Origin of the sequence: Chitinophaga sp., from assembly GCF_019236475.1 — a bacterium.
GTDB lineage: Bacteria > Bacteroidota > Bacteroidia > Chitinophagales > Chitinophagaceae > Chitinophaga.
Genome location: NZ_JAFAIX010000012.1, coordinates 1127453 through 1148535 on the forward strand (window position 1 = coordinate 1127453; position 21083 = coordinate 1148535).

Below are 21083 nucleotides of genomic sequence, written 5' to 3' on the forward strand. Positions count from 1 at the left end.
CATCTTCGGATGCCTTTTTTAATACATGATATTTACCTGGTAGCCAGCTTCACCCAGTATTAGTATACCATCATCTTCCAAGCGTACTGGCTCTTTACATTCTATTCTCTCCCCTTTTACTAAGACGAATGTACCGTAGGTAGAACCTACATCTACTACCCAATATTGATTTTTAGTCAATTTTATCATACAGTGTCGTCTGCTGATACTATTATTCAGGAAGAAAGTGCTACCTATTTCTTGTCTGCCGAAGAAAGCGGTATGAAAGAATTTAAGTTCGAATGTTCGTTGCGAGGACTGTTCCGTTAGTCTTATGCCTATGGGGGCGCGTAAGGTGATGACAGTGGCATCGGCAGGCAGTGGGGCTCCGCAATTGCTGCAGGCAATAGGTTGATTGGAGGGGGAAGAGAAGAGATTGTCCTGTTGGCATTGAGGACAAACAATTTTAAAATGGTTATTCATACTGAAGGCTGATTGAAACGTGTCTCACTAAAAAATAATCCGGACTATAAATATCGACATGAATACTGTCTTACTGCCGCAGTGGTGGGAGAATTTGGGGGATATTGCGACTATTACAGATTTCTATTCAGCTAGATAAACCTATTTATTTTATTTTTTAATGGACCATATAATGTCTAAGTTAATTTTCTGATAAGGAGCCGAGTCAGAAGGATTGATCTATAAATTACCACAGTAGCCATTCTAATAGCCTCTTTACTAGTTATTTTTTATCATGTATTAAATTGATTTTGAGAAAGGATTAAATTTTAGTTGTATTGCATGAAATTTGTTAACGCCGTAATTTTAGCACCCAAATAAAAACCTATCGGTTGTTTTTCGGAATGCAATTTATGTACGTAATAAGTAACCTATAAAAATCAATATTCGTAGTCCCTATATTTAAACCACATGGTAAGAAAACTCTGTTGTGTTCTTCTTGCATTGTGCCCTGTTACCCTTGTTTATGCACAACAAGAAGTTGTTACCCTTGATCTGAAGAGAGATCCTGTAGCAACGCGGGCTGTCAGAGCGGTAATGCTGGATTCTATTTTGAAGAAATACCCTATGGATACGGCTTTGCATAAAGCCGGGATACAATCAGGATTTCAGCAATACGTTTCCCGTAACTATGGCACGCAAGAATTATCCAAAATGAAGGATGCATCCAAGATGATGTCTGATTCTCTCAGCGCCAAGAAATATTTTGATACCAGATTACGTAGCCTGTATGCCATGAAGGATAACTTTCCGGGCCTGTCTGCATTTCCTAAGCATGTGCTGGGAAATAAGTTTGGTGGCGCTAATGCTGCCATCACCTACAATAATGCACCTGGAAATATTGCACCTGTTCAGGTTACAGGATCTGTGAACGATCAGGTAACGCTGATGAATATCCCTTTTGATGTGAATTATACTTATCACACCGGACAGCCATGGGATTACCAGGAAGTGTTTGCAAGAGGTATGAAGCAGGTCAGTTTCAATAAAGAAGAATACGTGGAAAGACTAAGTAAACAGGTGAATAAGTCTTTTGATGTAAATAAATATTTCCTCCAGGATATTAATGTATCCGATGCTGTGAAAAAATACCTGCAAAACAAGCTGGATGAAGTAAAGACAGGCATTTCGCATCTTACTGGCGACAGTACGCTTCGGGATATTATTAGTCCGGAAGAGTTGATCTACCTGGATTCTGCGCAAATAAAAAATGTACTTTCCTCTAATCAAACTATTCGGAATTTTCATCCGACGGATAGTAGTTCCATGCAGCAATACCTGGACAAGATTTATGCACTGAAGGCACAGGTGGCAAAGGATAAAACCGTGCAGCGGTTGATATCATCGCAGGATAAGCTGAACAAAACTATTACTGGGGCTGTGGAAAATCCGGAATCAAAAAAAGATGCACTGCGCTCCCTCCTACCATTAAACTTTATGCAGAAACTTTTTTTGCAGATGAGAAGTTTGCAGATAGGAAATCTTTCCGGTGAAGGCAATGGATTGACGAAAGATCTTTTCCTGTCTGGGCTGCAAGGCTCCCTGCTTGCGAATAATAAGTTTGTGATGCTGGGATTAGGTAGTCGTAATGATGCACGTGATTTAAAGAATATCGGCTTAAACAATAGTATGGAGCCGGGTAGCTTTGCAATACAGTTTATGCAGTTAGGAACTGGTGATCTTAACGGTGCGCATACACATGTAGGCGTATTGAACGCGAACTCCAGGCAGCAGGGAAACTCCTTTAATATGCCAGTATTGCCAAGAAATATTTTTGTAGGCGCTGTTTCGGAGCAGATTGATTTAGGGCAATATGGAGTGATAGCAGCGGAGTTGGAGAAATCAAATGTTAGTTTGAAGAATGTTATGGGAGATAACAATTCTCTCCTGGCTTCTAAGGTAGCAGCAGCGGGCATGTTTAATGATTTTATGGAAACGATGTCCTTTGGACTGGATTATAACGGGGAGTTGAAATCGTGGAATCTTTCCCAGCGGGCATATGCCAAGTTCAGTGGGATGGCTTATAGTAATCCAGGATCGCCAGGTTCCACTAGAGGATCAGTGAAGTATGGGGTGAAGCTGGACAGGCAATTTCAGAAGAGAAGGATTGCGGTAGGATTCAGAATGGACAGGCAGGATACGCGTATTGCTGCCATGGGTGATTCCAAATGGAAGAACAGCCAGTTGGCGTTGGACTTCAGAATGCGTGTGAAAAAGAATTTATCTGTTAGTTCCCGCATTGCACAATCTATGATGAAAGGGGTTACCGATAGTACCTCCTCCACTGGTTACGTGAATAGGAATATCACTGTTTCTTCGCAATGGAATGGACGCTTGTTTGCCGTGAATAATGCTACCAATGCCACTTTTAGTCTGCAACAGGTGGATGTAGCTCCTGTGAAGAGTGTGTTATTGAACATGAACCTGAATCACAATATTATTTTGGGTAGTCATTTATTGTCGGTGAATGTGATGTACAATAAGGATTTGCGAGATGAAGCATTGTATGGTAACCTCATGACAGCGGAAACATCCTGGAGTTATAAGTTGACCAAGTTGCTAAACTGTAGTTCCGGCATTACCTACCTGAATAACAAAGCGGTGGTACAGCAGGCAGGGGTAAGACAAACCATTGGCGCTAACCTGATGAAAAGAATGGATGTTAACCTGTTCTTAGACTGTAGGAAGAATCTGCAGAATACAACTCAAAATTATTTATTCGGAACCTTTACCACTTCGCTGGCAATACATTATCAATTGAACTAATTATGCGCAAGATATTTTTTGGTATTTGCATATTTTTTTTATGTCTCCCGATGTTAGGGGCTGCGCAGGTAACAACAGTGTTTCTCCCCGAAATACAGGGGCGTACGCTAGATGGATTGTTACAGGCTAAATTCAGCAGTTCCTTGAATTCCAGGCAGCGGGTAGTACTTACTATTACTGTTACCGCTGCATCTGTAGGAAAGGTGGTGGTGGTGAAAACGTCTCCATTTGATTTGCAACCAGGTGTTAATTCATTGCCCGGTGGAATGTTGAATGGCGCCAGTGTACAGTTTGGTAATAATAAAATAGCAACGATACTGCGACAGGCAGGATTTTTTTCAGAAGCAGATTATGAATATTGTTTCGAATTGACTTCTGGAGAGAGCCATGGGAGTGGTATGCCAGTAGGACAGCAATGTTTTGATTATGCCCTGAAGCCATTTTCTCCTTTAATGCTTACCTCCCCGATGGATGAGGATAAGATATGTGATAAACGTCCGAACTTTTTCTGGCAGCCATTATTGCCTGCTATACCTGGTGTGCAGTACAGGATAATACTGACTAAAGTAAATACTGGTCAGCGAAAGGCAGATGCATTGAGATATAATGTACCGTTGATTAATCAGTCTTTTATCAATACGCCGATGATGTATTTTCCTCCGGCGATTCCTGAATTGGTAGAAGGGGAGAAATATGCATGGCAGGTGACAGCTTATCGTGGGGATATGTTATTACAATCTTCCGAGATGTGGGTGTTTACTGTGCAATGTAAGGATAGTAGCAAAGCCTTGACTCCAGAAAGTTTCCGTGATATTGATGATCTGGCAAAAGGTAATTTTTACCTGGCGAATGGCTATATACGATTTGCTGTGAGGAATGTGTACACCAATGTGAAACTGAGGTATGACATTCAATGTCTGACAGCGCCTGATAAGAAAGTAAAATATTTGCCGGTTATAGCCTTACAACAAGGTAATAATCATATAGAGATTGATTTGTCTGAGAACCGTTCTATGCAGGATGGCGCCTATTATATATTGACATTGCATCTCCCAGATGGTACTACAAAACAATTAAGATTCCTGTTTAAAAAAGAAGTGAACTGATGAAGAATTATATAGTAGGAATGCTGGTTGTTACTGGGTTCCTGGCCTGTAACCAGGTGAAGAAAGAACTGAAGGAGAAAATCGTGTCTCCCGAAACAAATCTTATACAAACAAAACAGATACATGAAACAACCGTTGGCATGTCCTATTTACCGGCTGGTTGGTTGCGTAAGCAAACACAGGATGCAGAGCGGGATTTCAATCATCAGTTGACCTTTAAAATTAACATCAAAAGTGTTAATGGCGCGCAGTTGCAAGAAGTTAGTCAGCGTCAGGCAGCATCTTATGGATTAGACACTGTTTTTCAGTTGATATCTGGACGGGATACATTAGCACCGTTGGTAGCAGAGCGGGAAGCGAATGGAAATATTGGAGGCGTGGTATACCTGGTTACATTTATCCGACCAGAACAGCCTGCCAATGAAATGCTGCTGGTATACAAAGATTGGCTGTATACCTCTACCAGATTGGTATTCCCGTTAAAAAAACTATTCATTCATCAAGCAGATTCCCTTAGCCAAAGATTATGATATTAAGAAACAAAAGAGTAAAGAAGCCGCTAGCGATATTCTTTTTATCGTTGTGGGCATCCGAATTGTTACTCCCATTACAGTCGCTGGCATTGACTTCCGGCCCCAAACAGCCAGAGACTATGCAATTTCAGCCAGCGGGTACTACAGATATGGTTAACCTGTTTTCAGGTGCATTTAAATATAATATTCCGTTACTGGATATTGATGGTTATCCTGTCAATTTAAACTATGCTTCTGGCGCCGGTATGGACGATGAAGCTAGTTGGGTTGGCTTAGGATGGAACCTGAGCGTAGGAGCTATTAACAGGCAATTGCGTGGTGTTCCGGATGATATGAGCGGAGATAATATCCTCACAGAACATTCTACCGAAGATAATTTGACCTATGGTGTTACGGGGACGGTTAGAGGAGAATTATTTGGGTCTAATCTGGCAAAATTATCTGGTTCTATAAATGTGGGTATATTCAGTAATAATTATACCGGTATGGGCGCTGAAGTGGGTGCCAATGCGGGTTTGAAGTTAGGTTTGGTGACTTCCGGATATTTAACAGCAGGCCTGAATGCTGGGATTAATTCTAATACCAGCAGTGGTGTGTCTGTGGATGCGGGCATGTCGTTAAGTTCTCAGTTAACCCGGTATGATAAAGGGAATGTGAGTGTTGGACTTTCTGCGAACCTGGGATATAATACCAGGGAAGGGTTGAAAGCATTGACGCTTGGTGCTAACTTTTCCGCCATCACCTGGCCTTTTTCTGTAGGCCATGTGTATATGTTCAATACCCCTCCGTTTAATCCTAAGATTAATATACCCTACAAGAACACTAGTAGGTCTTACTCGTTGGATCTGGGATTTTCAGGATTTGGCGCATTCACCGGAGCTGGTCTTACGGGATATATGACTCGCCAGAGCGTTGCGAGTAAATCGCGTAATACTCCCTCTTATGGCGCTTTGTATGCCGATAAGGGGTCCAATAATGTGAATGCCGTGATGGACTTCATGCGGGAGAAAGATAATCCCGCTATTCCTAATCTGCCTAATCTTCCGGTATCTACTTTGACACCAGATGTATTTACCTATGATCATCAGGCTGGTTCCGGACAGTTCCGACTTAGAAGAGGTGGGGCTGCAGTTATTTTTGATAATGGGACCAAGGATCTATCCGACAACTTTACAGCTGGTGGCGACTTTGGTGTTGGAGGTTATTTTCATGGAGGGGTTACCCTTTATAATCAATCGATCGTAAATAAGTCAGGTAAATGGTCATCTGAGAATAGTTATCTGAGAATAGGCGATTATAAAAATGATATAACCAATCCTGCTGAAGAGCAGGCTTATTTCAAGCCGGATGGTGACCTTATTGCGGAAGATGGGCAATATGATAATATGATTTATGGAGAGGATATCGTTGATGTACCGTTGAGTGGGAAATCCACCTTAAAGCAGTTAAAGAATATTAAGAATGATGCTGTTACTACTGTTCCGCTGAAGAAAAACGGTCGCCAGCCCAGGACCACTGTTATTTCATATCTGACAAATGCACAAGCATCCAAGTTAAAAGGTAAGCGTATTTTCAGTTATCCTTTGTTGAATGATAACTTTAATGCGCCTAGTTGCAGTGCAGTTGGAGGACAGGAAGTACCACGATTGGGAGGATATCGCAAGGCAAACCACATCAGTATGTTTACAATTACAGAAACAGATGGTAAACGTGCTGAATATGGTATTCCCGTTTATAATATAGCGCATGATGAGTTCACTGTAGCGGCTGACCCCTCATTAAGGACAGCAGAAGGGGACAAAAATGGCCTTACAGGCCTTAGGTTGGATCCCAATAACAGTGAAAACCTGGCGCCTTACAGCGCTTCCAAGGATAAATTTTATCATCATGAGCAGCAGCCAGCATATGCCTCTTCTTACCTGTTGACAGCATTATATAGTCCTGATTATGTCGATGTGACCAATGATGGTATTTCAGATGATGATCCTGGTACTGCTATTAAATTTAACTATTCCCGTGCTACCGCTAATTACAGGTGGAGAACGCCTATGGCCGTAGGAATGGGGAGTTTGAACAAAGGGTTGAATGCAGATCCGGAGGATGATCGTGTATCTGTTGTTACTGGTGCTAAAGAATTATGGTATATACATTCTATCGAGACTAAAACAAAGATTGCCTATTTCCTGACGGACGACAGAGAGGATGCATTGGGAGTAAAGAATCTAAATGGAGAGCTGGATTTGAACAATAGGCAGCGTCGTTTGAAGAAGATTGTGTTGTACTCAAAGTCGGATCTGACCAAACCTATTAAGACGGTGGTTTTAAATTATGATCCAAATTATGCTCTTTGTGGGGGGGTACCTAACAATGCAAATGGGCATGGTAAGTTAACGTTAGCAGAGGTATATTTCCAATATGGCACCTCCGATAAGGGAAAGTATAACAGGTACACGTTTGATTACGAAAATGCTGCTTTCTCTTATATGTCTACCGACCGGTGGGGAGGTTATAAACCTCAGAACTTTAATGCTTTAGGCGGTTTCGGAGAGATGAAGAATGATGAGTTCCCGTATGTCATCCAGCATGAGAGTACTGCTACTGGTTATCCCGCTCAGTGGAACCTGATATTCATTAGTCTGCCGAGTGGCGGCCGAGTATCGGTGAACTATGAATCTGGAGATTATGCTTATGTGCAGGATAGGAAGGCGATGCAAATGGTAAAGCCAACGGGATTGATCACTGATATAAATGCGACTACCACCACCAATTCACTACAGATAGCGCGTGGGTTTGTATTACCTGCACCTGGACCATTACGAGGAAGTTCAGATGAAGAAAAGGTACGGAATTTTGTAAATGATTACCTGGGAGGCCGAAACGACTTTTATGCCCGACTAAAAGTAAATATGACGGACACTCCAGATGCGACGGATGATTCGAATTATGATATAGTGCCGGCTTATGGGGAGGTGGAAGCCGTGAAGGACAATGGCAATGGCACATTCAATGTTATTTTCAAGAATGTTACAGAAGGAGGTGTTTCTACCAATCCGTTCCAGATGGCAGCCTGGCAGAAAATGCGGCTAGATTACCCCATGTATGCTTATCCGGGTTATAAGAACCGTATTAGAAATGATATGCCTATTGAAGCGGCATTAAATGCATTAGTAAACGCCATTGGAAACTTATCAGAGATCAGGCAGAATTTCAACAAACGTGCAGCCAGGAAAATGTTTGCCAGTAAGGTAAATCTGGAGCGGAGTTTTGTACGTCTTGTAAAGGCCGATGGGCGTAAGTATGGTGGTCCTTCAAGGGTGCGTAGTATTGAGCTAACAGATCTCTGGAGTGTGATGGGAGGTACTCCGGCAAGTGATGCATATTATGGCCAGACGTATGAATATACTCTCCATGAAAATGGTAAGGAGATCAGTAGTGGAGTCGCTTCTTATGAGCCATATATTGGAGGAGACGAGAACCCTATGAGGATGCCGGTGCCTTATAGTCAAATATCCAGAGGTACCCTGAATAATAATTTCTATTTAGAAGAGCCATTTGGAGAATCCCTGTTCCCTGCCCCAAGTGTGGGATATCGTAGTGTGCGTGTCCGTGATATGGTAAATGGCGGTGTAGATCCGAACAAGCTTACCGGCTGGGTGCAGCATGAATTTTATACGGCTAAAGATTTCCCTGTAATTGTAAAAAGTCAGCCAAGGCCGGAAGTATTCCAAAATGGACCATACGGAACTACCAGCTTTACTGGAGGTCGGGAAATATACCAGTTAAGCATGTCGCAGGGGTATGTGGTGATGACTAATGATATGCATGGAAAGCCCAAAGCAGAAAGAGTATTTAACCGTTCTGGCGCTGAGATATCTTCTACAGCATATTTCTACAAATCGGATCCGTTGGATGCTGGGAGAATGAAGTTAAATAATGCTGTTACTACGGTAGATGAGAATGGTGTACTTCATCAGAATGAGGTCATTGGACGGCAGATAGAACTGGTGACGGATATGAGAGAAGCCGAGAATACTAATACCGGAACGTCAATACAAATAGGCGTAGATGTTATTCCTATTTGGGGCTTTTCGGTGCCAATCCCTCACTGGCCGAAGCGGAATAATGACAGTTATAAACTCTTCAGGTCTGCATCTACTTTAAAACTTATAGAACAGACGGGCATCCTGGATCATGTTGTGAAAACTGTCAATGGATCTTCCGCAGTTACTAATAACCTGGTGTTTGACCGTAATACCGGTGGCCCGGTTGTAACCTCCACAACCAATGAATTCAATGATCCAGTATATAGTGTGACGATGCCAGCATATTGGAAATATACAGGTATGTCTGGTGCCTATAAGAATATCGGTTCGGAGTTTCCTCCCATTGCGACTAATAGTACAGGGTACATTGTGTCTGGTTATATTAACCTCTTCACGCAGGGCGACGAATTAATGGATCTGGCTACAGGGCAACGTTTGTGGGTTATCAAGACCGCTGCTAATGGAACAGGGACTAAGTATCTCCGGCTTATCAATGATGCTGGAACAGTAGTGCCTAATTATGCTGGTATGGTGAAAGTAATCAGATCTGGTTACCGGAATCTCCTTGGTGCTCCGGCTGAATCAGTAGTATGTTTGAAGAATCCATTGGGAGGTAATAGGATTAATGTGCTTTCTGAAGGAGATATGAGTGCATATAAGGTTTTGAGTGCTTCTGCTGTATTATATGAAGAAGAGTGGTCAGCCAGGAGGGATTGCAATTGCCCTACTGGATATGTGAGTGCTCCGGACGGAAATACTTGTTATAAATTGGCAGATAAGAATCCCAATCCTTTACTGAACCTGATACGCGGATTACAGCATCCATTATATGGTACGGATGGAGTGGTAATTGATTCCTCTGGGATGACAACGAAGAGTAATTTTTGGGGTGGCAGTTGTGGGATAGTGACATTTATGTCTGCCAATACTATGCGAATGGCAGGAGATACCCCGCTTATGGCCAAAAAGGCGGCTAATGCAGGAGTGTATAGCCAGAATACTACAACAGACACTTATTGCGGAAGATTGAATACATGTGGAATCTGGTTTAATGAGGCGCCCGATTATCCTTATACGAATAGGTGGATTGTGTTGGAAACCTGTCTGAAAGTGGACCAGTCAGGCAATTATACCTTAGGGTATGGGGTTGATAATGCAGCAAAAATTTACATTGACGGGAATCAGGTAGTTAATGCTGATGCTAATGATTGTTGCACGTATCTGAAATGGCATTTAAACCGAGTGTATCTGACAGCAGGTACACACAGGCTGAGAATAGAGGGAATGAATACTGGGTATAACGCAGTCCTGGGAGTGGAAGTTTACAGAGGAACACCTGAGCCGCTGATCACCACAGGAATAGAAGGTGGTGGAGTAGATATAGTTTTTAGTACAAAAGATTTACTGGGGTCAGGTACTTTTTATACTGCCGAATTGCTTAACGCAGATCGTACATCTTTTATGCGTCTATACAATTGCAATACGATAGATGTTTGTCGCGGTATTCCAACATGTGATAGTGTAACCGGCAATCCACCAATCAATCCTTTCATTAAAAATATCCTGGGTAACTGGCGTCCATCAGAAGAGAAAACTTACCTGGTTAACAGGAATGACAACGGTGTGGTGGATAATCGTCAGGATGGGGCCATGGTACGTAGTGGTGGAACATTCACTTCATTTAAGCCTTATTGGTATTTCAGTGCCAGCTTAGGTGGATGGGTGAATGATACGAACAGTAATAAATGGATTACGAGTAGGTATATCACGTCTTTCAATCAGAATGGAGAGGAAGAAGAAAATAAGGATGCTTTGTTGCGTTACAGTGCCGCTTTATTTGGATATCAGCATCTTCTTTCTGTGGCAGTTGGCGCTAATGCCATGAAACGGGAGTTATACTTTGATGGCTTTGAAGATTATAAGTATAGACGGGACTGTTATGAAAACCATGCATGTTTCCAGGATCCCTTTAACATGGAGACAGCCTTACCCAACCTATTCTATAATCTGGAAACTGCGGATGCACATTCAGGTAATTACTCACTAAAACTAACGGAGCCGATTACACTAAAGATGATCGCACATAACCTGGAACACAAGCCTGGATATGGACAATATACGGACGTAGATGCTAATGGGGAGTACATACAAAAGCAGGACAAAAGAATTTATCCTGTAGGGTTCCAGCCAGTACCGGGAAAGAGATACATATTTAGTGCCTGGGTAAAAGATAAGAGTGCTGGTAATATCAAACCATCTCTTTCAATAAAGGTAGATGATAAGGCATTGGATTATCAACTAAAAGCAACGGTAGAAAAATGGAAGCAGATTGAAGGCGAGTTTGTGGTATCTGGGACTGGTACGTTCCAGTTATTTATTCCATCTGCCGCAGGAACGTTGATAGACGACATCCGCATATATCCGTATAACGGTAGCATGCAAACACATGCCTATGATGAAAAAACCTTGCGTCTGATGGCCACCATGGATGAAAACAACTTTGCTACATTCTATGAGTATGACGATGAGGGAACCCTCATCCGGGTGAAGAAAGAAACAGATCGTGGTATCATGACCCTGAAGGAAACAAGATCGGGTTTATGGAAAAATCCATTTCAATAATTAAATCAGCCTATTACCATATAGGGGACGTAAAAATATCTTACTGAAAATTGTATTGCCACTTATGTTAGTGGCAGTAGTTGGGATCGCGTTTGCATGGAGTAAAAAGGGGGGGGATTTTAAATCTGCCCCAGTGGTAACTTCAACAGTGGAGCCCTTTAAATATTCCGTGGAGGAAAAGGATGTACTTCGACGGGTAGCGGACGTATTCCAGAAAGCTATGATGAATGAGCGTGTGATCATTTCCGGAAGCATCGATTACACAGATCCTGCTGATACAGCAGGATCTGTTCACCAGGAATTTAAGTACTGCAGGAAGGACAATATGTGCTATTACAAAACAGATAGCAACGAGGTAATTGCATTGGAAGATGTTTATGTAGTCATCAATCATACTTCCCGGCAGATATACCTTGCTCCACCCCGGAAGGTGGAAGCTCCATTAACAGTTCCTAATGATTCGCTGATCAATACATGGCAACAAGATGGGTATAAACTGACAATGGCAGGCGCTGGAGAAGACTCCCTTGTTCAGCTCAAATGTGATAACCATATCAGTTGTAAGTTGTATGGCTATAAGTTAAATTTTACCACAGGTAAAATATCCGAAATCAACCTGCGCATGACGGATCTGGATGATCCGCTGAATCCTGCTGCGGACAAAGTTTATCACTGCCCTATTTCCAGATGGGAAGTTGGAAAGGCCGATGACGACTTATTTGTAAAGCATCGTTATCTCATCAAGAAAGACAATGGTTATGTTCCGGCAAAGCAATATGCCGACTATGAGCTGATCAATAAATTGTAAGTAACTCCAATCTATTGCCTGTGAAGATATTATCGCTATACCTTAGAAACCTTTTACTGACTGTAGTGTGCCTGTTATTTGCTATTACAGCAATGGCGGGAATAGAACCTTATCAGCAAAAGTTGCAGGGTACTCTGAAGAAGGGAGATACCCTGATTGTAAAAGACGAAAAATTTCAGAATAGTTCCTATAACTGGGCTCAGATACGTAATAACAAAGTAGTGAATGTGATCACATTGGGCTTACGATCAGATACTGTTTTTAAGAAAATTCCGACTTTCAAATGTGAAGCAGATCTCAAAATCGAATACTGGAGTAGTCCAGATCAGGATCTGCCGATTACCTTGCAACATGTGTCGCTTAAAATTGGTTATGATTCAGTTGCTGGGAGTATTTACCAGCAAATGGACCAATATCGGTTTGCCAATGCGTATAAAATCAAGGTAACCATTAATGATATCAGTAGTAAGGAGCTGGGAAAATTGCCTCCGTTATTTTATTTAAATGCAGAGGTGATTGTTAACAGGGATTACCTCCCTGATCCAAAGGCTGATCTGGTACCTATTGTTACGGGGGCTTCTGGAGGTGCCACCAGTCCCAAAATGCGTACCACGCAGTTAAACGCAACGACTGCCGGCGCGGCACCTGCGTATACCGTTAATGTAGTCTGGGAGGGGGCTCCCTCTAACGAACTGTATGACCTGGAGTGGACATTTGTGGATGAAACGTCTGCAAATGGGAAAAGTCTGGCTGCTGCGGGAGCAAATCCAAGTGATGCTTTGCTAGCTGGTATGTTCAGGAATAATAGTACTCGTATTTCCATTGAAGGTAATACCTATTCAATTCCACTGGTGCAACAGCATCAGTATTTACTTACGCGTATTCGTAGAGTAGATGAGACAAAAGGTTATCGGGATGAGGGAGATTGGGTGTATAAGTTGATGGTAAATGGTCAGAAAGTACCAGCGGTGTTGACTTTGGCCAATGGTATTGACTGGTATGAATCTGGCCGTAACTGGCAGTACAGTGCTGTGTATGCAGAAGATGGGAAGCGAAAAGAAGTAGTTTCCTTCTTTGATGGTACATTACGTAACAGACAGTCTGTTACTTTATCCTCTACAGCCAATAAGGCAATTGTGCAGGAAACCATCTATGATGCTTACGGTCGGGCAGTAGCCAATATTCTGCCTGCACCTGTTAACAATGAAACATTGCGGTTTTATGAAGGTGTTAACCTCGGTCCTGATGGACAGCCATATACTTGGCAGAATGTATTGAAAAATGAAACGGGTAGTTGTACTATAAAACCAGATCCATTAAATACCAGCAATGGGGCATCCAGGTATTATTCCGCTAACAATGATATTACCACGGATCCATTTAGAAAAAATATCCCTGATGCAGAAGGTTATCCAATTGCTGTAACTACCTACACTCCTGATAACACGGGAAGGCCAAGTGTGCAGGGGGGCGTTGGGTTCCAGTTACAGCCTGATAATTCAAATCCGCTCACGAACCGTAGTACGCGACTGTATTACGGGAAGCCTGAACAATGGGAGTTGGACCGCATTTTTGGGAATGACATAGGGTATGCAGATCATTATCTGAAGAACATGACCATTGATCCGAATGGGCAAGTGTCTGTTTCCTATCAGAACAGTAATGGAAAGGTAATCGCTACAGCATTGACTGGTAGTAATCCGGATACTTCCCTCCTGCCCTTGTCGGACCGTCCGGAGCCTAGGAGAATAAAATACAGGATGTTTACTCCAGACAGGTTTAAATTTGATGCACAGTTATTAAAGTTAACGGCTACCTCTACTTATCTGGCAGCTGTTCCCTATGTGAAAGATACACTGGAACTGAATATTCCGGACCTGATCAAAAAGTACCAGGAGAATAATGTTACCATTTGCAGTAATTGTTTTTATGAGTTGAGTGTACAGGTGAGTGATGATTGTGGTCAAATACTGGTAGATATTAAAAACGATGAGATAGGTAGCAAATTACCTGATTGTGGTAAAAATGGTAATACCCAGCGTATAATTAATATACCTGTAAATAAGATAGGTGAGTACTATGTTACAGTTACACTTGCACTCAATCCTTATGCTATCGAGGCATTTACAGACGATTTTATTAAAAACAATACCAATCTGAAGACACAGTTCTATTTTGTGCTGGAGCTGTTGAAACGTGAGAATTTTACTAAATGCTTTTCTGATTGTTCTTCCTGTAAAGCGGCGCTGGGTGAAAGGTCTGATTTCATGCAGGCATTTAAACAGCGTATGCAGCAGAATGGTATTGACGTTGTTGCCAATCAAGCGACGATTGATGTGTGGGTATCTGCATGGTATGATGTATTATACAGCAATTGTCAAGCGTCACGGGAAACATGTACACCATCTCCTTGTGATCGGCTGAAGGGATTGTTGATGGAAGATGTTAGTCCGGGTGGGCAGTTCGCACTATTTGATGCGAATGGTAACCCGCTGGAACCTACGATTAACGTTATCAGTAATAACTGGAGGGCTGTATTCCCCGCTATGACCAGTGGACCTGACTATGAGAATAACAAGTTCGAGGTGAATGATGGTGTCATTCTGACCCCTAATAGCCCTGATTTTACATTGCAGATGCTGGTTCAATATTGGCAGCCACAATGGGCAGAGAAATTTATCAATTTCCATCCTGAAAGATGTGCCTATGATTTCTGTTTGGGGAATAGTCAATATAAAAAATGGGATCAACGTTTGACAGAGGTCTATACTTCAATCGCGGAATTACCGGCAGTGCTGAACGGAGTACAATATAGCAGAACTGATCCTGCATGGTTGCTGGCAGCAGATCCGTACTTCAAACCTGGTGCTCCTGGAGCAGCGTATATGGGTTCATTCCAGAATGATCTGATTAGGTATTCAGAAAGGGTATTGAAAATTTCGGCTCCATTAAAGAGCATATCCGATTTTGTGGACTTTAGTCTCTACTGCGTTGATATAACTGGTTCTATCAATCGTTATCAACCTGCCAATACCTCCACCGCCTGGACACAATGTGATCCTGAGCCATCCTGTCGGATTCCAGATCTGGAATGGCAGTATTATTTAAAGTTTTATCTGGAACTGAAAGACAAGTATTATCAACAATACATGGATAGTGCTTTTTGTAAGGGTAAATGTAGGGTAGGCACGTCTTCTGCCCCTGTACCGGGAACAGAATTACCTGGGGCAGATTGTAGTGGAATCTTGCCAAGCGACTTTAGAGCTTATTATGAGGTAATCAACTATGAGGGTTATGTAACTTACGAGTATACAGGGAATCCTATCAAAGAAGGGGTTACTGTAAAGGTTTCGGTTTTTGACAACGGGGATTATCGCGATGAATTTGGTACTGATGTAATGGGAGCTGAATTTACTCATTATACTCCAACTAAGCTGGTGTTCAATGCGGGTAGGGGTAAACATGGGCGTATTCCCAAAGTATTTCTGGAAACGGTATTACAAAGTTGTACTTCAGATCCGGTCTATGTTGACACCTGCGATCCACTCTATCGCAATAAGCAATCCAGAATAGGGAATGCAGCACTTCCGTTTGCAGTTAGTACAGATACCATGACGCTTAAACAGCAGGTCAAAGACTCATTAAATAAGCAGTTGAATTCTGCTTGTTCTGTTAATGTAGATTCTTTCATTGCGAAGCTATCACATTCCAGTACGTATAGTGGTCTGAGTACAACAATGAGAAGTAGCTTACGTGCAGGTCTTCTGGAGATATGTACGAAAGGCGGTGATCTTGAACATATTTTTGGTAGTAATACTGTAAAGCCAGGGGAATCAACAGCAAATGGAGATGTGTCTATGGAGCAGGTAATGAAGCGAGTAATAGGTTATAGTGTATTTACATTAGATTTTAATCCGTGGTTGACAGATGCATTTTATGCTTATGATAAGCCGGGGCAAAGTGTTGCTAAAGTAACTTCCAAGACTACGGCTGCTATCTGTACAAAGTTGGATGCGCTCAGGGCTGAACAGCAGGTCAATCAGCCTGGAATGTCCCTTTACAATTACCTGGTTTCGCAGTATGGTAGTGCGATGAATTTGAAGGAGGCCGATTTTAATGCATTGGTGAAATCATGTAGTAATTGTCGTTACCTGATAGATAGAGAGATCAAATTACCGGTATTCCTAGATGGAACGGCTAAGGGTTGTATTACCGGCATTGAGTTTAATGCGGCTATGAGTGACCTATCTGCGGCTATTTCAGATTTTCAGAATACATCCAATCCGAATTACAACGATGTAGTAAGAAATTACCTGAACCAACGTTGGGGTTTCACACTTGGTGAAACAGAATATGCCCTTTATAAGGATCAGTTACAAACATCACCCAATGCGATACTCTGTAATATTCCTGTTTATGATCAGATAGACCAGAATCCTTTGCAGTGTATGTTTAACCTGATTGATGGTGCTGTTGAAGGTGGTAAGCGCCAATACGACCAGTATATCGATTCCGTACGTAAGGATTTCAAAAACAGATATATAGCAGTTTGTAGTGGTGTGAAGGCTACCGGGGATTATTCCACCTCTGTGCAGAATTACCACTATACGTTGTATTACTATGATCAGGCTGGTTCTTTGGTGCGTACCATTCCGCCGGCTGGCGTAAAACTGATTGATAGTCCTGAGCAGTTGGAGTATATACGTAAGGCAAGGGATGCAGGTAACAGTTGTAATTACAATGGTCCGATGCAGAATACACCAGTGAGTGATGCATTATTGGCTATAGGGGATGCTGTGGTGAATAATAATCAGGCACTGGAAATGTGGGTAGCAGGATCCAAAGATCCCGTACACCTGGTGACGCCTGTTGGTAATAACAAGGCTTACTTTACAATGGCTGTTCATAATGGTCATATGGAGATAGCCATTTATCGACTCACCTCTCCTTCTCCCGAAATAGAGATCGTAAACAGTAATATCATTTCTGTGGCGGTGGGGACTGACTTTGCATTGCGTCCATTTAACCATATTGTTATCCAGGGTACGAATTTATCTGATGCTACTTCTCCGATGTCTGTCTATATGAACGGGGTATTATTGCAGGAAGAGCAGAATGTACCGGGTTCTCCATTGGAATGGGAGATTGATGGTAGTGGCACCTTTACCACTGATATTGCCATGTTGCGCCAGATGAGGGTGTATAACAGACTGCTGGCCAGCAATGAAATTATGGCGAATGCAGACGAGATGTGTATGGGCTTGTCGCCGGATTATGAAAGTGGATTGCGTAATAACCTGGTAAACTGGAGTAGAATAAATACCACTGATGCAGATGGCTTGCCAACGCAAAACCCGGATGGAACTGTAGTTGGTTATACTGGTGGTATCTATCCAAAACATAATCTGAAAACCAGCTATGCTTATAACTCTTTGGGAGGGGTGGTACGCCAGCGTACACCGGATGCTAAAGAAAGCAAATTCTGGTATGATTACACTGGTAAACTGGTGTTTTCCGCAAATGCCGAGCAACAGCGAGAAGCTGGTCGATACAGCTATACGAAATATGATGACCTGGTTAGAATTGTGGAGGTTGGTGAGAAAAGAAATGCCGCTGTACTGACGATGCCTGATTTTCTGCCTGAGTCGACTGTTCAACAACAATATGGATCTGGTACAGATGGTCAGATGACCACCACCATTTATGACGTACCTGTTTTGAATACCTCGTTATATCCACAAGATAACCTGCGTAAACGCGTAGCAGCAAGCATTTATAGAGATGCCGCCGGTGCAAATCCGATAGCAACCTACTATAGTTATGATCCGTTGGGGAATGTGAAGTCTTTATGGCAACAGTTGGATGGGTTACACGAGATGAAGCGTCTGGAATATAAGTATGACCTGGTGAGTGGGAAAGTAAATGAGGTAAGATACCAGTTTGGCAAGCCGGATCAGTTCTTCTATAATTATAGTTATGATGCAGATAACCGTTTAATTGCAGCTACTTCTGGTATTGCGGATAATGGTAATGGCTGGAAAATTTCCACTCCTTCCAATGATGCGCAATATAGCTACTATCTACATGGTCCACTGGCAAGAACTCTTATCGGTTCCAAATTTGTCCAGGGTATCGATTATGCCTATACGTTACAAGGTTGGTTGAAGTACATCAATGGGGTGCAGTTGGATCCACAGAAGGATCTTGGTAAAGATGGTACTAACGGATATGCACCTGATGTAATGGCTTATTCCCTGGATTACTTTACCGGTGATTATAAGAACATTGGTGGTCAGAAATTGGGTATTAATTATCAGCATGCCACCACTGATATCACTGGTCAGAATTTGTACAATGGGAATATTAGTCGTACTACAGCGGCACTGAGTAATATTAATGGAGGCATGCCTGTGGGATATTCTTATCGTTATGATCAGTTGAACCGTATCCGCTCCATGCGCCGTCATCCATTGACTAATACCACTTCCACATGGGGAGCGGCACAAATTGGCACCAATCGTAATGGAGAAGACTATACCTATGATGCGAATGGTAACATCCTGACTTTGAACCGTAACGGTAATGATGATAACCATCTTGCCATGGATAGGTTGGCATATCAGTATGAACGTGATGGAGAGGGGTATCTGTTGAATAACCAATTACAGTTAGTACATGATGCTGTTCCTGCATCTACCTATCCTTCGGATGTAGATGATATGACTACTGCATTCCGTTATGATTCTATTGGTAATCTGATTGCAGATGAGTCCAATGGCATTTCGGAGATCAAATGGACAGTTTATGGTAAGATACAATCCATTAGTAGTACAAATGGCTCATTAATTTACAAATATGATGCTGGTGGAAACAGGATTTACAAAGAATTCCATCCTGCTTCTTCACCTTCCACCGTACAGCGTACGTGGTATCTCCGTGATCCTCAAGGACAAGTATTGGCAACCTATGGAAATACCAATGGGGATAATGCAACCTATTGGAAAGAACAGTATCTTTATGGAAGTAGCAGGTTAGGCATGTGGCAGCCTGATATGCTGGTGGCGGGTGGATCTGTTGGAAACGCGAGTTCCATCTGGGGGCAGGGTAACCGTAAACGTTATGAGTTATCCAATCACCTGGGGAACGTATTGGCTACTATTGGTGATGAGAAAAGTGGAGATTATGCTACGGTGTTTAACCAGACAGATTATACACCGTTTGGAGCGCAGATGGATGGTGCGGTTTGGAATTTAGGAGCAGGCTACAGGTATGGGTTTAATGGTAAGGAGAATGATAATGAGGTGAAGGGTGATGGGAATCAGCAGGATTATGGGATGAGGGTGTATGATCCGAGGATTGCGAAGTTCTTATCTGTGGACCCGTTGACGCAAGATTATCCGTTTTATACACCTTATCAATTTGCTGGTAATAATCCAATAAAGTACATAGACTTGGATGGTGGTGAGCAATTAGACCCCATTTCTAGGTATTTATTTAATAATGCTGCTTTAACTATTGTCAAAGATCCGACATCTACTAAAGCAAAGGCGCTTAGCATCGGAATGGGAGTTGGTGGTTCAGTGGAAAAGCAAATAGGTTTTTACATTAACGCATTTAGGCATCCTATTAATACGGTTAAGTCCTTAGGAAAGATGCTGGTGCAGACTAATGAAGAACGTATTGCCGACTATGCAAACTCTATTACTCTTAAATATACTGCTCTAGGCGATAACAATGCCATTTATGGAGCTGGCGCTGAGGCAACAACGGATATAATCTTTGGGCTAAGTAGTTTGAAGGCTGGGTTTAAATCGCCTACTGTTGCGGAGCCTCCCGCTCCATCAGAACCAGCTGGACCACCTCCAATAACCTTTGAATATGAAGGTGTTCAGCATGAGGTTCAGGCAACGACTCCATATAGAAGACCAACTAATGCTACTACCAATGCCCAAAGACGGGCAGTGAACCAGCCTGGAGCTACTTGTGTTACTTGCGGTGTATCAAATGTTAGAATGAATGCAGACCATATTACACCATTGTCTATCGAATTTTTGACAAGTGGTAATATAGATGCAACACATATGCGGTCATTAGAAGCTGTTCAGCCTCAGTGCGGAAACTGTTCAAATGCACAAGGTGTAACATTGCGAAATATAACCAGAGTAGTAAATAATCAGATACGACTGAGACAAAGCTCGAATCCAAGCCCAAGTCCAAGTCCAAATCCGCCTGCTACTCCAACTAATATTAATCAAATAGGACAAAATGGATCAACAACTCCTTAAGTTAGAATTGGAAATATCACATAGGCAACAGGAACTGTGCAGGAAATATGGAGCACCATATTTTGAAACATCAATAGATAAATTATTGGGAATTGCAACAGAAACCTTTGCAAAGCCTATGAAGTGGCCTATAAATGGTTTACGCCATCCGATAGAATCGGAGAATTCTTCTAATTGGTATATCTGGGCAGGTGAGGATTTTAAGGAGACGGATGATTTTTTTCAACCAATGCATATTTATCATCTGAATAAAGTATACCCCAAAATATTAGATTATTTGGGGTTACCTCCTGGTTGGCGCTTTTTGTTCGATGATACTTATGAAGATGTTTGGTATGATGAAAGTTTACTACATATTTAATAAGCTTAGTCTATCATGTTTTTCTGAAAGAACTCTTTAAACTTAGACTTGGTAAGCA

The 21083-nt window shown here is 42.1% G+C and carries 8 protein-coding genes; 7 read left to right on the top strand and 1 reads right to left on the bottom strand.

Annotated features, from left to right (window positions below; genetic code table 11):
• Window positions 1-18 precede the first annotated feature (18 nt).
• Complete coding sequence (locus JO154_RS20900; protein WP_291949139.1) at window positions 19-462, bottom strand: FHA domain-containing protein; 444 nt, start codon at window positions 460-462, stop codon at window positions 19-21.
• Window positions 463-912: 450 nt separating this feature from the next.
• Here JO154_RS20900 and JO154_RS20905 point away from each other — a divergent pair, with 450 nt between their 5' ends.
• The 7 genes from JO154_RS20905 to JO154_RS20935 all read left to right on the top strand — a co-directional run bounded on the left by JO154_RS20905 (window position 913) and on the right by JO154_RS20935 (window position 21025).
• Window positions 913-3267, top strand: a complete 2355-nt coding sequence (locus tag JO154_RS20905) for a hypothetical protein (RefSeq protein WP_291949141.1) — start codon at window positions 913-915, stop codon at window positions 3265-3267.
• A gap of 2 nt (window positions 3268-3269) precedes the next feature.
• Window positions 3270-4373, top strand: coding sequence for a hypothetical protein (locus JO154_RS20910; RefSeq protein ID WP_291949143.1), 1104 nt, complete (start codon window positions 3270-3272; stop codon window positions 4371-4373).
• Complete coding sequence (locus tag JO154_RS20915) at window positions 4373-4903, top strand: hypothetical protein (RefSeq protein WP_291949145.1); 531 nt, start codon at window positions 4373-4375, stop codon at window positions 4901-4903. The genes JO154_RS20910 and JO154_RS20915 overlap by 1 nt, the downstream gene beginning before the upstream one ends.
• Entirely contained in the window at window positions 4900-11571 is a 6672-nt protein-coding gene (locus JO154_RS20920) for a PA14 domain-containing protein (RefSeq protein ID WP_291949147.1), read from the top strand. The genes JO154_RS20915 and JO154_RS20920 overlap by 4 nt, the downstream gene beginning before the upstream one ends.
• Before the next feature lie 133 nt (window positions 11572-11704).
• The gene (locus tag JO154_RS20925) at window positions 11705-12379 is read left to right on the top strand and encodes a hypothetical protein (RefSeq protein ID WP_291949149.1); all 675 of its coding nucleotides are present in this window, start codon (window positions 11705-11707) and stop codon (window positions 12377-12379) included.
• A 20-nt stretch (window positions 12380-12399) separates the two neighbouring features.
• On the top strand, window positions 12400-20664 hold the full coding sequence (locus JO154_RS20930) for an RHS repeat-associated core domain-containing protein (protein ID WP_291949151.1): 8265 nt from the start codon (window positions 12400-12402) through the stop codon (window positions 20662-20664).
• Window positions 20645-21025 carry a hypothetical protein gene (locus JO154_RS20935; RefSeq protein WP_291949153.1) on the top strand — a complete coding sequence of 127 codons (381 nt, stop codon included), beginning with the start codon at window positions 20645-20647 and terminating at the stop codon, window positions 21023-21025. Before JO154_RS20930 ends, JO154_RS20935 begins: the two co-directional genes overlap by 20 nt.
• Window positions 21026-21083 lie beyond the last annotated feature (58 nt).

Bases quoted from the DNA above. Each gene is read 5' to 3' on its own strand.
- JO154_RS20935 (WP_291949153.1), top strand. From the start codon at position 20,645: ATGGATCAACAACTCCTTAAGTTAGAATTGGAAATATCACATAGGCAA.
- JO154_RS20915 (WP_291949145.1), top strand. From the start codon at position 4,373: ATGAAGAATTATATAGTAGGAATGCTGGTTGTTACTGGGTTCCTGGCC.
- JO154_RS20905 (WP_291949141.1), top strand. From the start codon at position 913: ATGGTAAGAAAACTCTGTTGTGTTCTTCTTGCATTGTGCCCTGTTACC.
- JO154_RS20910 (WP_291949143.1), top strand. From the start codon at position 3,270: ATGCGCAAGATATTTTTTGGTATTTGCATATTTTTTTTATGTCTCCCG.
- JO154_RS20900 (WP_291949139.1), bottom strand. From the start codon at position 462: ATGAATAACCATTTTAAAATTGTTTGTCCTCAATGCCAACAGGACAAT.
- JO154_RS20920 (WP_291949147.1), top strand. From the start codon at position 4,900: ATGATATTAAGAAACAAAAGAGTAAAGAAGCCGCTAGCGATATTCTTT.